Annotated in this window: 12 protein-coding genes; 1 reads left to right on the forward strand and 11 read right to left on the reverse strand. The window is 70.2% G+C overall.

Translation table 11 applies throughout. The annotated features are described in order from the left end of the window. Positions 1 to 45: 45 nt before the first annotated feature. The 7 genes from JQX13_RS49635 to JQX13_RS49665 all read right to left on the reverse strand — a co-directional run bounded on the left by JQX13_RS49635 (position 46) and on the right by JQX13_RS49665 (position 7,934). A complete protein-coding gene (locus tag JQX13_RS49635) occupies positions 46 to 675 on the reverse strand; it encodes a DedA family protein (RefSeq protein WP_203406370.1) in 630 nt (209 codons plus the stop codon). An 88-nt stretch (positions 676 to 763) separates the two neighbouring features. Continuing rightward, positions 764 to 3,289: a hybrid sensor histidine kinase/response regulator gene (locus JQX13_RS49640; protein ID WP_203406371.1), complete on the reverse strand. Its 2,526-nt coding sequence runs from the start codon at positions 3,287 to 3,289 to the stop codon at positions 764 to 766. 12 nt (positions 3,290 to 3,301) lie between these two features. Continuing rightward, positions 3,302 to 3,880 (reverse strand): chemotaxis protein CheW, encoded by a 579-nt coding sequence (locus JQX13_RS49645; protein WP_203406372.1) that lies wholly within the window; start codon positions 3,878 to 3,880, stop codon positions 3,302 to 3,304. 9 nt (positions 3,881 to 3,889) lie between these two features. After that, complete coding sequence (locus tag JQX13_RS49650; protein WP_203406373.1) at positions 3,890 to 4,267, reverse strand: response regulator; 378 nt, start codon at positions 4,265 to 4,267, stop codon at positions 3,890 to 3,892. 31 nt (positions 4,268 to 4,298) lie between these two features. Further along, on the reverse strand, positions 4,299 to 5,906 hold the full coding sequence (locus JQX13_RS49655) for a methyl-accepting chemotaxis protein (protein WP_203406374.1): 1,608 nt from the start codon (positions 5,904 to 5,906) through the stop codon (positions 4,299 to 4,301). A gap of 43 nt (positions 5,907 to 5,949) precedes the next feature. Further along, complete coding sequence (locus JQX13_RS49660) at positions 5,950 to 7,374, reverse strand: CheR family methyltransferase (RefSeq protein ID WP_239014343.1); 1,425 nt, start codon at positions 7,372 to 7,374, stop codon at positions 5,950 to 5,952. After that, on the reverse strand, positions 7,371 to 7,934 hold the full coding sequence (locus tag JQX13_RS49665; RefSeq protein ID WP_203406375.1) for a chemotaxis protein CheW: 564 nt from the start codon (positions 7,932 to 7,934) through the stop codon (positions 7,371 to 7,373). The genes JQX13_RS49660 and JQX13_RS49665 overlap by 4 nt, the downstream gene beginning before the upstream one ends. A gap of 231 nt (positions 7,935 to 8,165) precedes the next feature. Here JQX13_RS49665 and JQX13_RS49670 point away from each other — a divergent pair, with 231 nt between their 5' ends. After that, positions 8,166 to 10,136 carry a TonB family protein gene (locus JQX13_RS49670; protein WP_203406376.1) on the forward strand — a complete coding sequence of 657 codons (1,971 nt, stop codon included), beginning with the start codon at positions 8,166 to 8,168 and terminating at the stop codon, positions 10,134 to 10,136. On the opposite strand, the gene JQX13_RS49675 is transcribed toward JQX13_RS49670, so the two are convergent. The 4 genes from JQX13_RS49675 to JQX13_RS49690 are packed head-to-tail and all read right to left on the reverse strand — an operon-like array spanning position 10,102 to position 13,286. Beyond that, the gene (locus JQX13_RS49675; protein ID WP_203406377.1) at positions 10,102 to 10,800 is read right to left on the reverse strand and encodes an HAD family hydrolase; all 699 of its coding nucleotides are present in this window, start codon (positions 10,798 to 10,800) and stop codon (positions 10,102 to 10,104) included. The genes JQX13_RS49670 and JQX13_RS49675 overlap by 35 nt on opposite strands. 13 nt (positions 10,801 to 10,813) lie before the next feature. Beyond that, on the reverse strand, positions 10,814 to 11,767 hold the full coding sequence (locus tag JQX13_RS49680; protein WP_203406378.1) for a myxosortase-dependent metalloprotease, MXAN_2677/MXAN_2678 family: 954 nt from the start codon (positions 11,765 to 11,767) through the stop codon (positions 10,814 to 10,816). Then, positions 11,764 to 12,702, reverse strand: a complete 939-nt coding sequence (locus JQX13_RS49685) for a myxosortase-dependent metalloprotease, MXAN_2677/MXAN_2678 family (protein WP_203406379.1) — start codon at positions 12,700 to 12,702, stop codon at positions 11,764 to 11,766. Before JQX13_RS49685 ends, JQX13_RS49680 begins: the two co-directional genes overlap by 4 nt. Beyond that, positions 12,699 to 13,286: a hypothetical protein gene (locus tag JQX13_RS49690; protein ID WP_203406380.1), complete on the reverse strand. Its 588-nt coding sequence runs from the start codon at positions 13,284 to 13,286 to the stop codon at positions 12,699 to 12,701. The genes JQX13_RS49685 and JQX13_RS49690 overlap by 4 nt, the downstream gene beginning before the upstream one ends. Positions 13,287 to 13,292 lie beyond the last annotated feature (6 nt).

Raw genomic sequence — 13,292 nt, forward strand, 5'->3', positions numbered from 1 at the left:
CCTCACCCCAGCCCTCTCCCAGGGGGAGAGGGGGCATACACGGACTCAGGGTTCGCTCTCGGGGGTTCGCACGACTCGGGTCGCCGCTCGCACCGCCCGCTGCCTCACGAAGCGGACGCAGAGCACGACCAGCACCACCGATACCGCCGCGATGAGCAGCCAGCGCAAGCCACCCCGCACGTCCGCGAGCACCGTGGGACCGAATCGGTAGCCCAGCCACGTCATCCCCATGGCGGGGATCCACGCCGCCGCCGCGTCCGCCAGGAGGAACCGGCGGTACGGCAGCCCCGTGGCTCCCGCCAGCAGGAACGCCGGAGCACGCAGCCCCGGCAGGAAGCGCGCGAAGAACACCGTCACCGCCCCACGCCTCGCGAAGAGCTTCTGGAGGAGGTCCATCCGCGCTGGTGTCAGCATCCTCGACAGCTTGGGGTGGGAGAACACCTTCGGCCCCAGTGCCCGTCCGATCCGGTACAGCGCGCTGTCCCCGGCCAGGATGCCCAGATAGGCGGCGAGTCCCATGAGGGAGAGGCTCGCGCCACTGTGCGCGACCACCAACCCTCCGGTGATGACCACGAGCTCCTCACTCAGCGGCGCTCCCACTCCGCACAGCACGAGCAGAAGGAATACCGCCGGGTACGAGAAACCCGCGATCCACGCTGCGACCTGCGCCTCCACTCAGCCTCCTGGGATCCCAGCAAGCTGCTCATCCCAGGGGGCAAGGAGAAGGGGTGCCTTTCGAGCCCCCGCCCGCTCGATCGCTCGCTCAGGCGCTCGTGGGCAGGAGTTGGCGCACCAACTCCAACAGTCTACCGCGCTCCACCTCGCGCTTGACGAGGTAGCCGTCCGCGCCCGCCTCCAGGCCGGCGGCCCGCTCCTGCGGACTGTCCAGCGAGGTGCACAGGATGACGGGAATGTGCGACAGCTTGGGATGCGAGCGGATGCGCCGGGTGAGCCCGATGCCGTCCAATCGGGGCATCTGCCAGTCACTCACCACCAGCTGGCAGGGCGTGCGCTCCAGGATGCCCAGCGCCTCCTCGCCATCCCCCGCCGTCACCACCGAGTAGCCGGCGATCTCCAGCAGCGACTTGATGGCGAAGCGGGTGGTCAGCGCGTCGTCGCACACGAGGATGTGCGAACGACGGACCTCGGTGGCGGCGCGCAGCAGCACCGGAGCGGCGGCCGCGCGCAGCAGCTCGGGCGCGTTGAGCACGGGCACCACGCTGCCGTCGTCCAGCATGGCGGCCCCGGCCAGGTGTGACACGCTCTGCAGGTGCCGCCCCAGCGAGCGGACGACGATCTCCTGTTGCCCCACCACCGCGTCGATGGCGAACACCGCCCTCACGCCTCCGAGCGCCAGCACCATCGCCGTCTGTGGCTTGCCCGACTCGAGTGCCAGCGGCAGCCGGGGCTGTCCGATGGCCAGCGAGAGGGGGTGGAAGGGAAGCTGCTCTCCATCCACGCTCGCCACCACGTGCCCGGCCACCGTGCCCACGTCCGACGGCGCCAGCCGCAACACGCGCTCCACCGCGTCCGAGGGAATGGCCACCACCGCCGTCCCCGAGCGCACCAGCAGCCCCAGCGCGCCCGCCAGGATCAACGGCAGGTCGATGGTGAAGCGCGTGCCCTGGCCCTTCTCGAAGGAGATGTCCACCGCGCCCTGCAGCCGAGTGGCCGTGGTCTGCACCACGTCCAGCCCCACGCCGCGCCCGGACGTCTCCGTCACCTGCTCGCGGGTGGAGAAGCCCGGCTCGAACACGAGCCGCGCCGCCTGCATGTCGGTGAGCTTGGCGGCCTCCGCCTCGGCGAGCAGCCCGCGGCGCACGGCCGTGGCCTTCACGTTCTCCGGGGACAGGCCCGCGCCGTCGTCCTCCACCACCACCGCCAGGCGCGTGCCCCGGGGCTCCACCCGCACCGTGAGCGTCCCGCGTGGGCCCTTGCCCGCGGCGACACGCTCGGCCGTCGGCTCGATTCCGTGATCCAACGCGTTGCGGACCAGGTGCAGCAGCGGATCCTTCAGCACGTCCACGATGCGCCGGTCGATGCGCACGTCCCCACCGGCGAGCACCAGGTCCACGTCCTTGCCCAGCCGCGCGGCCAGCTCGCGCACCGTGCGCTTGAGCGGCTCCAGCATCTGCGAGGCCGGCACCATCCGCAGATCTCTCAGGTCGTCGCGCACCACCTGGGCCACCAGCGCGAGCTGCTCGCCCTCGCGGTGCACGTCCTTGGACAGCTGCAGCAGCCGCTTCTGCACGCCGCGCACCTGCCCCACGCCCGCGCGCAGGGTCTCCAGCGCCCCGCCTCCACCGCCGGACAGCGCGAGCTGCTGGGCCGCGCGCTCCAGCTGCAGCAGGGCCTGGTTCGTCTGCTCCATCAGCTCGCGGTGCGCCTCCGCGCGGCGCAGCTGCTGCGCCCGGCCCGCCGCGAGCTGCTCCACCTGCAGCGCCAGCGAGTCGAGCGTCCGCACCGACACGCGCACCGCGCGATCCATGTCCTGCTGGCGCCGGCCGGCCGCCGAGCGCGCCGTCACCTCGGGCTCCACCGGGGCCACCGCGGGCTCGGCCGGAGTCTCCTCCGCGAGCGACTCCAGCGCGCCCCGGAGCTGAACCAGCGCGCCCGCGATGTCCGAGGCCGCCACGCTGGCCCCGACACCCGCCTCCTCCATGCGCGCGAAGCCGGCGCGGATGGAGCTCGCCAGCGACTCCACGGCGGTGACGCCCACGGTGTTGGCCGCGGCCTTCAACAGCTCCGCCAGGCCCACCGCCTCCCAGACGGCGCCCGGACGATCCTCCAGGCCCGGCGAGCACAGCCGGCCCAGCGCGATCTCCAGCTTCTCCAGTGTCTGCAGACCATCGCGCCGGAAGTGCACCGGCACCTTGGGCTTCGTCTCGACGACCTGCTCGAACCCTCCCTTCCCGAGCGCGGACAGCAACGCCCCCAGGCCCTCGATGGTCGGCATGTCGCCGGCGTCCCCGCGGTTGAGCGCGGACTCGATGGCCGACAGGCTGCGCAGGGTGCACTCCACCAGGCCCGGAGGCGGCACGTGGCCGGGAGCGCAGCGCGCCAGCCCGTCCTCGATGGCGTGGACCAGCTGCTCGATGTCCGACAGGCCCAGGCTGGCCGCGGACCCCTTCAGGCTGTGCACCTCCCGCTTGAGGGCGGTGAGCTGCTCGGACGCCTCATCGGCCGTCCCCTGCTCCAACCCCAGCACCGCCGTGCCGATGGTCTGCAGCTGCTCGCGCGTCTCGGCCGCGAAGATGGGCCAGAGGCTGCGCAGAACCCGAGGATCCATGCGTCCCTCGTCCTATCCTCGTCCCACCACGGCGGGATCGCTGAGTTGCACGAGATCGAGCACCATCAACCGATTCCGGGTGAGGAACGTGAAAGGTCCTGGCGGCGGGTGGGACAGGTCCGCGCGAGGCAGCTCCTGCCGTCCGTCCACCTCTTCCGCCGCCAGACCGAAGAACTCCTCGGACACCTCCACCACGACGACGCGCGTCAGGTCCGACATGCCGCCTCCCTCGAGGCCCAGCACCTGGCGCAGATCCAACACCGGCACCACCCGCGAACGGGACACCAACGCTCCCAGCACGTACCGCGGCGCGCCCGGCAGCGGGCACAGCCCCTTGGACTCGAGCACATGGTCCACCGCGTCGATGGGCACCGCGTAGCGCTCGCCGCCCACGCGGAAGGCGAGCACCGACAGGGTCTCGCGGCGCTCCTCGTGGCGCGACTCGGCCAGCGCGCGTGCACGCTCGGCCAGCACCTCGCGGCGGCGCTCCGGGCTGAGCACCTGGGCCCCCTCGAGCACCGCCTGCGCCTCGTCCAGCTTGCGGCGCAGTGCCGTGTAGTCGATCTTCCCGCTCGACGCGTCGCCGGCCATGATCCCTCGTCAGTGCTTGGTGGCGGGGAGCTTGAGGATGCTGCGCACCTTCTCGCGCAGATCATCCACCGCCACGGGCTTGTTGAGGAACGCGCTCGCTCCCACCAGCCGGCCCCGCTGCCGGCTCGCGTCATCCTTGAGCGACGTCAGCATCACGAAGGGCGTGGCGAAGAGGATGGGATCGGCGCGAACCGCCGCGCACAGCGCGAACCCGTCCATCTCCGGCATCTGCACGTCCGAGATGATCAGATCCGGCTTGATCTCCCGGGCGCGCGCCAGCCCCTGCACTCCGTTGCTCGCCTCGAAGAACTCCAGTCCCCACCCCATCAGGTACACCTGGATGAGGTTGGTGATGGTCTTCGTATCCTCGACGATCAGAACCTTCATACGGCCCATTCCTCCACGAACACGCCCCCGGTCATAGCTGGTACTTCCCGACGAGGTCGGAGAAGCGCTTGGAAAGGTTGGAGAGGTTGCCCGCGACCTGCTCGATGCGCTTGGTCCCCTCCACGTTGTCCTGCATGGCGATGGTCAGCTCGTTCATCGCCGCGGCGATCTGCTCCACGCCGATGGTCTGCTGACGGGTGTTGCCGGCGATCTGCCGCGCCGCCGACGAGGAGTCCCGGATGACGTCGGACAGTCCCTTGATGGCGGCTCCCGCGCTCTGGGCCAGCGCCATGGCGGCCAGGGCCCGGCGGCTGCCCTCCTCGGTGGCGGACACGGCCGCGCGGGTGCCCTTCTGCACCTCGCCCAGCAGCGCGCGCACCTGGTTGGCGGCCATCTTCGACTGCTCGGCCAGGGTGCGCATCTCCATGGCCACCACCGCGAAGCCGCGGCCCTGATCTCCCGCCTTGGCCGCCTCGATGGAGGCGTTGAGCGCCAGCAGGTTGGACTGCTCGGCCACGTCCTTCACCGTGGTGATGATGTCGCCGATCTGCAGCGTCTGCTCGTTGAGATCGGTGATGGCCAGGGCGATGGCCTTCACCTGCTCGCTGAGCTTCTCCATGGCGGCCACGCTCTCGTCGACGACCTTCTGGCCCTCGGAGCCCAGGGCGTCCGAGCGGCTGGTGCCACCGATGACCGTGTCCGCGAAGGAGGTGGCCTGCTTGGACGTCTGGGCGATCTCCGCCACCGTGGCGCCCGTCTCGTGGATGGCGGAGGCCTGCTCGTTGGCCATGGCGGACTGCTGCGAGGAGGTGGCCAGCACGTTGGTGGCCTCGCGCTCCATGTCCGCCGCCGCGCTCTTCAGGTCCTTGAGCAGGTTCGTCAGCATCTCCGCCATGGTGGAGAAGCTGCGCGCCAGATCGCCCACCTCGTCGGTGCTGCTGGCGTCGATCTGCTGACGGAGGTCTCCCGCGGCCATGCCGGCCGCCGCCCGCGCCAGGCGCTCCAGGGGGATGATGAGGATGCGGCACAGCGCGGCCACCACCACGAGGCAACCGGCGAGCGCCAGCAGGCCCAGGCCCAGCCCGCGCAGGGCCATGCGGGACACGGCCTCGTTGAGGACGTCCAGCTCCAGGCCCACCTGCACCGAGCCCACCTGTGCCTGGGACGGGGTCCCATCGCTCCGGGGGCCACGCGGCTCGAAGAGGACGGGCGCGGACGTCTCCAGCACCGGCCTGCCGCCCACGTAGAGATCGCGACGGCTGGACTGCGGAGACATCGCGGGCAGCAACGCCGGGCTCACCAGGCGCGGCACCGTGGCATGGCCGAGGATGTCGCCCTGCCGGTCGCGCACCACCACGTACGCCACGTCCGGGTTGTTGCGGAGGGTGGCGGCGGTGGCGATCCGCAGGCCCTCCTCGTCCCGGGACCAGGTGGCGATGGCCAGGTGGTGGGCCAGCTCGTGGCTCGCCGCCGCGGCGCGCTTGGCGAACTCCTCCTTCAGCGAGTTGCGCATCTGCAGCGAGAAGGCCGCCACGAGGATGCCCGTGACGAGCGCACCCGACACGCCGGTGATGGCCACCATCTTCGTCCGCAGGCTGAGCCGACGCATGTCCAGCCTTTGGATGGTGGGCGGGCTCATGCCATGGGCTTCCACAGGTCCTCCCAACTCCGACGAGCGCTGTTCATCGGGCACCCGACTTTCCCATCTTCACTCCCGGCACGAGCGCGCTCCGCAGACCGCCCACCGTCATCGTCTCCACCCCGCGCAGCACGTGCTCGTCGTCCAAACCTTCCAGCGCCCGAAGCGCGTTGCGCCGGGCCCGTTCCGCCTCCTCGGGCTGGCCCAGCCGGCCATACAACGCCACGAGCATGGCATGACCGATGGCCAGTTGAGGCTCCAGATAGAGCGCCTTGCGCACCGCGGCCACGGCCCCCTGCACGTCCCCCCGCCCTTCGGACACCATGGCCAGGAGCAGGTAGGCCTCGGGTGACAGCTCGCGCGCGGCCAGACGGGCGAGCTCCTCGGCCAGGTCGTACTGACCGGCCCGGGCCGCGGAGCGCGCCTGCTCCATCATGTCCGGCACCGAGGACCCGGTGGGCGGAGGGGTGGACGCAGGGGGGAGTGAGGCCTGGGCCGCCCGGTCGGACTTCGCCTCCGGAGTGGACGTGGCCTGGGGAGCCGGAGTGTTCGAGGGAGCCGGAGCTTGCACCCTGCGCAGCGGGCTCGGTGCGCGGGCAACGGCCCGGATGGGCCCGGAGCGAGCCGTCCGCGCGGAGACGCGCTCGGGAGCCTTCTCTCCGGGGAGGGGCTTGCGCAACACGGGGAGCCCCTCCACCTCCCGCTCCTCGAGCCCCATGCCCTTGGCGAAGGGCAGCTCGGCGGGCGCGAGGAAGAGCCACCCCCCTGGCGCGAGCGCCAGGACGAGCCGCGCCATCACCTCGGGGATGACCTCGGGCGGGAAGTAGATGAGGACGTTGCGGCAGAAGACGGCCTGCGCGCCGGACACGGGCGGAGGGTCGGTCACCAGGTTGTGGCGCCGGAACTCCACCCGGGCGCGCACCTCGGCGGGAACGGTGACGGACTCCGGCTTGAGGGTGAGGAAGCGCCGCTCCAGCTCCGGCTCCATGCGCCGCACGGACCAGGGGGAGTACGTGGCCTGCCGCGCCTTCTCGAGGGCCCGACCGGACACGTCCGTGCCCACCACGCGGATGTAGTCGGGGGGAACACCGGCCGCCAGCAGGGACATGGCGATGCTGTAGGGCTCCTCCCCACTCGCGCAGCCAGCGCTCCACACCTGGAAGGGTCCGAAGTGGGTGGAGGCGAGGCGCCCCAGCTCGCGCAGCTGCTCCGGATGGCGGAAGAAGTACGTCTCGCCGATGACGGCGTAGCCGATGAAACACTCGACGGCGGCGGTGTCGCGCGCCAGCAGCCGCTGGAGGAACTCGGGGGTGGGCATCCCCTGGGATTCGGCCGCGCGAGAGAGCGCGGTCCCCAGGGAGCGGCGCACGCTGGGCGCCAGCACCATGCCGCACGCGGCACGCAGGACGGACTCCAGCCCTCCCAACGTCGCCTCGTCGAGGCGCTCCACGCGCACCCGCTCCTTCACGCCCCCTCCGGAACGGACAGGATGGCCGAGGCCCTGATCAGCGGACGGATGCCCTCGGGGGTACGGCACAGGCCCGCCATCAACCCCGTCCGATCCCAGGGGTTGGTGTCCTCGCCCGAGAGGGAACCCTCCACCAACACCGGGGACTCGACGAGATCCCTCACCCGGTCCACCAGCACCGCCACGGTGCGTGCGCCTCCGCAGATGACCAGGTGTGCGTCCAGATCCGGCTCCCGCTGCACCCCGAGCATCGCGGACAGATCCACCACCACCGCGGGCGTGCCCCGGTAGAGCATGGTGCCCCGCACATGGGGGAGCGCGGCCGGCAGCGGCTCGATGGCCACCAGCCGGACCACCTCCATCACCGCTTCCACGGGCAACAGGGCAGTGGAGCCGGCCACCTCCACCGTGAGGTAGAGACCGGGCAGCCGCTGATCCACGCCGAGCGTGGCCAGTTCCCGACGTAGCCGGACGATCTCCTCTTCCAGCAACGCCAGGCGTTTCTGTACTGACGCGCGCTTCGCCTGGGCTTCAGCCGTCATCGAAGGGGAATCGACCATCGCGGGCCCGCTTGAACACATGCGCGGGAGCATTGGACGGTAGTCCGACATTGCGGGACCCGTCAATGCGGGCGGCACATCCGGCCGCTCCCCCAGCACGCGGTGGAGTTGGGTGAACAGGCGGCGAGCAGGCGCCAATCTCCCAAGTCGCGTGTTTCCGGGAGATGTGGTTTCATGGCACCCCGTGCGGATGGTTCCCACCCAGGCATTGACCGGGGGAGCAGGATAAACATGGTCACCGGCGACTCGCAGGGTCCGAGCGACAGCGGCTCGGATCCTCTCATCGGGCGGACGCTCAACGGCCGCTTCAGCATCCTCGAGCCGATCGGCGTCGGAGGAATGGGTCGGGTCTACCGGGCCCAGCAGACCCCCCTGGATCGGGTGGTGGCACTCAAGGTGCTCAACCCCAACTTCCCCACCAGCAAGGATCCGGGCTTCCAGAAGCGATTCCTGCGCGAGGCCTCGCTCTCCTCCAAGCTCCGCCACCCCAACACCGTCACGGTGATCGACTACGGGCAGACGGACGACGGCATCTATTACATCGCCATGGAGTACCTGGAGGGGCGCACCCTCGGCCAGGTCGTGGCGGAGTCGGGGCCGCTGCCCTGGGCGCGCGCGCTCAACATCGCCCAGCAGATCTGCCGCTCGCTGCGCGAGGCCCACAACCAGGGCATCGTCCACCGGGATCTGAAGCCGGCCAACATCATGCTGCTCAACGAGGCCGATCAGGACCTCGTGAAGGTGCTGGACTTCGGACTGGTGAAGTCCATCTCCGCCGCGGAGGGTACCCCCAACCCGGAGATCACCCAGAGCGGCACGTTCCTGGGCTCGCCGGCGTACATGGCCCCGGAGCAGGCACGTAACGAGGCGGACCTGCGCAGCGACGTGTACTCGCTGGGCGTGGTGCTCTACCAGATGCTGGTGGGGCGGCCTCCGTTCGTGTCGAAGGATCACATCGAGCTCATCTTCGCCCACCACAAGGAGCTGCCGCCCGCGTTCAGCTCGGTGCGGCCGGACATCTCCATTCCTCCGGAGATCGAGTCGCTGGTGCGCAAGAGCCTGGAGAAGGATCCGGCGCGCCGCCACCAGACGATGGACGAGCTGCTGGACGCGATGCGCGAGGCCAGCATGGCGGCGGGTGGCCACAGCGGCATCTTCAAGCGTCCGGGTGGGCAGAACACCACGGGGCCGCACAAGACGCCGCTCTTCGCCGGCATCACGGGGGACGCCCAGGGGGAGAACAACACGCTCGCGGTGGACATCAGCGTGGTGGTGCCCCCCGACATGAAGGACGCGCGCCGGCGCACGCTGCTGCTGGGCGGCCTGGTGGGTGGAACCATCGCCGTGGCCCTCACCGGCGGCCTGCTGCTGTCCTCGGGGGTCTTCTCCTCCGCGGCACCCAAGACGGAGACGGTGGCTCCGGTCGCCCAGGTGGCGCCCGCCGAGAAGCCCGCGGTGGATCAGGTGGTGCGCTTCCGGCTGATGAGCCAGCCCACGGGCGCGCGCGTCATCTACAAGGGCGAGGAGCGCGGCACGACACCGCTGCTGCTGGAGATTCCCAAGGAGAAGGGCCAGGACACCGTCACGGCCGAGTTCACCTTCGCGCTCGACGGCTATCAACTGGAGACGGTCATCACGGGCGGCTCGGGTGAGGTGGTGTTCGCCCAGAAGATGCAGCGTGCGCGGGGCGGCTCCTCCAGCCGGAGCGCGGCGAGCCGGGTGGAGCGTGCCTCGGGCTCCGCGGGCGGGTCCTCCACGATCTCGGCCATGGGCTCCATCTCGGCGCCAGTGATGCTGGAGCCCGAGAAACCGGCGGCCCCCACTTCGGCGGCGCGGGCCGTGCCAGCCGGCAATCTGGCGGTGCCGGTGCTGGCGCTCGCCAAGAACGCGGAGCCCACCGGAGACGGCCCCATCCCCTTCCAGGAGGGCATGTCGCGGCCGGTGGAGCTCCAGGGCAAGGACATCGTCTACACGCGCGAGGCGCTCGCGGCCCGCGTGGAGGGGACGATGATCGTGAAGTGCGTCATCACCAAGAAGGGCGGCGTGGAGAACTGCCGCGTCATCAAGGGCCTGCCGCACATGAACGAGGCGGTGGTGCAGGCGCTGCAGTCGCGCACCTACAAGCCCATCACCCTGCGGGGCAAGCCGGTGGCGGTGGACTACACCTTCAGCATCCGGCTGGTGGCGCCGCGTCGTCGATGAGGACGCCGGGCACGCCCCAGTCCACCACGGACCAGCCACGGCGGAGCGCCTCGCGCCGCAGGCGGCGATCCGGGTGGACGGCCACGGGGCGGCCCACCACCTCCATCACCGGCAGGTCCGAGTACGAGTCCGTGTAGAAGGTGCACTCGGACAGCAGGACGCCGGCCTGCGCGGCGTAGGAGCGCGCGTAGAAGAGCTTGCCCTCACCGAAGCACACCTCACCCAGGGGCCGGCCGGTGTGCAGCCCCGAGGCATCCACCTCGAAGCGGTTGCAGAGCACCGCGTCCAGGCCCAGGTCACGGGCGACCAGCTCGGACATGTAGCCAGAGGACGAGGTGAGCAGGACGAGCCTGTCCCCCGCCGAGCGGTGCTCATCCAGCGTGCGCAGCGCCCCGGGGCGGAACTGCGAGCGGACCACCTCCTCGTAGAACTGGACGGTGCGCTCCCGCACGTGCTGCTCGCCCATGCCCTCGAGGTGGGTGATGGCGCGCCGCAACGCGTCCTGCATGGCGACGAAGCCCAGGTGGTAGCGGGCGAGCCACACGCTGGCTCGCAGGGCCTGCATCCGGGTGATGTGGCCCCTGGCCAGCTCGCGGCGGACCCACAGGGAGCCCGAGTTCACCGCGAGCAACGTCTTGTCCAGATCGAAGAAGGCGATGGCCATGCGCCTTCTCTTCTTAATCACGGAAAGCGCGAGGAGCCGCTCCACGCCTGCCTGCCCGCTCACGTCGCCGGCCGAGCGCCAGCAATCCCCACAGCGCCGCTGCGGGGAAGAGGAACCCGGGAGCGGCGCCGCACCCCAGGCCCGGGCCCGTCGATACGGTCTGGAAGTGGCGGCCGAGGTTGGGAAGCTCGCCGCACTGGGTGGGGGGAAGGCCCCGGGGGTAGGCGTCGCAGAAACCCGCGGCGCTGCCCGCGTCGATGATGCGCTTGTGGGTCTCCCCCGTATTCGCGGTGGGCTCCATGGTGGAGCCGGACACCTCGGGCACGTGATCCAGCCCCACCACGTGTCCGAACTCGTGGGTCGCCGTGTTCTGGATGTCCGTGAAGACGCAGTTGGAGGTCTGCTCTCCCTCACATGGCGGCGAGTCGACGGTGGTGAAGGTGATGCCCTTCCCCTCACGGCTCGCGTTGAACTCGATGTCCGCGTCGAGGATGTAGCCGGTGCGGAAGATGAAGGTGGTGGTGGTCAACCCGATGGTGCCGACGCCGTGCTCCCAGCACGCGTACTTGTTGCCGCAGGTGTCGTCCTCGATGCACGGATCATCCGGCTCGACGACGTCGTTGCAGTCCACCTCGCGGAAGGTGAAGACGTTGTAATTGTCCTCGCTGTCCTTCACGTACCCCACCTGGGGATTCTGGATGTCCGGGCCGCGGGTGAAGGTGAAGTCGCTGCAGGTATGGGACACCGCGCGCCAGGAAGCCACCGCGGCCTCGATGGCGGCGATCTCCGAGTCTCCGGGCGTGCGGCTGTAGCCGGCCGCGTCCAGCCGGTACACGTACTCACGGACGGGCCAGACGAGGCAGAAGGGCCGCTCGGGCACCAGGGTGCGATGGTACGTCTGGGCCTCCGCCCGGGGAGTGAAGAGGGCGAGCACCGAGACGGCGAGCCACGGAAGAGAGCGCCTCACGAGCGGGCGCCTCCCCGACGGCGGCGCCACGCGAGCAGGGCCCAGCCAGCCATCGAGGGCAACCACGCCGCCCCCGCGCCGGAACTGGAGCAACCCATGGACTGCTTCCCGAGCACCGTCGTGTTCCCACTCGAGTCCAATGTCGGGGTGACGCAGCTCTGGCTGGGCTGGCCTTTCGGGTACACCTCGCACACGAACTGATGCGAGCCCTCATCGATGGTGCGCTTGGACGTCTCGCCCGAAGGAGCCCTCGGGAACATGACGGAGCGGGGGTCATCGGGGACGTGGTCCAGGCCGATGAGGTGGCCGATCTCGTGCGTCATGGTGTTCTGCAGGTCCGTGGACACGCAGGTGTTGTCCCTACCGGTGGCGGGCGGGATGCACTGCGGGGAGTCCACGGTGGTGAAGACGAAGCCGCTCGCGTTCAGCTGGATGTCCGAGTCGTAGATGATGCCGGACTTCTCGTCGTAGGTGGTGAGTGTGAGGGCGATGGTGCGAGCGTCGCTGTCCCAACAATCGTAGTCGTTACCGCAGGTGTCGTCGATCCAGCACGCGTCGGAGGCGGGCACCACGTCCGGGTCCGAGCAACGCGTGGAGCGGAAGAGGACGAGGTTGCGGTTGTTGTCGCCCCTCAACTCGTAGCCCACCTTGCGGTCGTCCACGAGGGGCCCTTCCGAGAAGCGGAGGTTGCCGCAGGACACGAAGAGCCGCTGCCAGCTCTGGAAGGAGGCGCGGATGGCCTCGAACTCGCGCTGCTTCTGGGCCTCCAGGGCGGTGTCGGGATTGCCCACGCTGCTGTTGTGCCAGGTGATGGTCGGCACCGTCCAGTAGAGGCACTGGGCGCTCGCATTACCCGCCGCCACGCGGCTGCGGACATAGGGCGTCGAGCCCTCCTGCCCCAGGGCGAGCGAAACCAACAACGAGGTGAGGATCACGGCCGCTTCTCCTGGGCACGAACGGGAGGCTGCTGCTGGAGCGCGGTCCGGATGGACGCCTTGAGCTCCGGCAGCGTCATGGCGCGGAGGGAGGAACGGGTGGGCTGCCGCGTTTCTGGATCCAACAGGAGCGAGTCTCCGGTGGGCTCCGGCACGGCCATGGCGCTCGTCCCGCCCTCCGTGCGCTGCACCTTGTACTTGCCCTGGGCCATGCCGGAGACGCGGAAGGCCTGGGGCCCGCGGCGCTCCAGGAAGAGCACCACCTCCTCCCCGGGGGAGAAGCTCGCCAGGCCGCTCACCCTCTGACCGATATCACCCACCCGCCCACCGGGCTGGGTGACGAGCACCGTGCTGCCCGCCTGCCCCTTGAGGGCCTCGGTGACCTGGATTTCCACATCCGTGACGATACGGCGTCCATCTCCGCTCCACCGGCTTTCCACACGGCGAACCGTGCCATGGATGATGGAATCGGCTGTCTGGGCGAGCTCCGGCAGGTCGGCCCGCAGCATCGACGTGGCGCTCGCGGGCAGGCAGAGCAGGAGAACAGCCGGAAGGAGCGCGCGCAGCGCATTGGGAAGATTCATGCAAGA

The organism is Archangium violaceum, assembly GCF_016859125.1.
GTDB classification, from domain to species: Bacteria; Myxococcota; Myxococcia; order Myxococcales; family Myxococcaceae; genus Archangium; species Archangium violaceum_A.

Excerpts from the sequence above, each read along its gene's own strand:
- JQX13_RS49640 (WP_203406371.1), bottom strand. The coding sequence starts at position 3,289 with ATGGATCCTCGGGTTCTGCGCAGCCTCTGGCCCATCTTCGCGGCCGAG.
- JQX13_RS49645 (WP_203406372.1), bottom strand. The coding sequence starts at position 3,880 with ATGGCCGGCGACGCGTCGAGCGGGAAGATCGACTACACGGCACTGCGC.
- JQX13_RS49650 (WP_203406373.1), bottom strand. The coding sequence starts at position 4,267 with ATGAAGGTTCTGATCGTCGAGGATACGAAGACCATCACCAACCTCATC.
- JQX13_RS49655 (WP_203406374.1), bottom strand. The coding sequence starts at position 5,906 with ATGAGCCCGCCCACCATCCAAAGGCTGGACATGCGTCGGCTCAGCCTG.
- JQX13_RS49665 (WP_203406375.1), bottom strand. The coding sequence starts at position 7,934 with ATGGTCGATTCCCCTTCGATGACGGCTGAAGCCCAGGCGAAGCGCGCG.
- JQX13_RS49670 (WP_203406376.1), top strand. The coding sequence starts at position 8,166 with ATGGTCACCGGCGACTCGCAGGGTCCGAGCGACAGCGGCTCGGATCCT.
- JQX13_RS49675 (WP_203406377.1), bottom strand. The coding sequence starts at position 10,800 with ATGGCCATCGCCTTCTTCGATCTGGACAAGACGTTGCTCGCGGTGAAC.
- JQX13_RS49690 (WP_203406380.1), bottom strand. The coding sequence starts at position 13,286 with ATGAATCTTCCCAATGCGCTGCGCGCGCTCCTTCCGGCTGTTCTCCTG.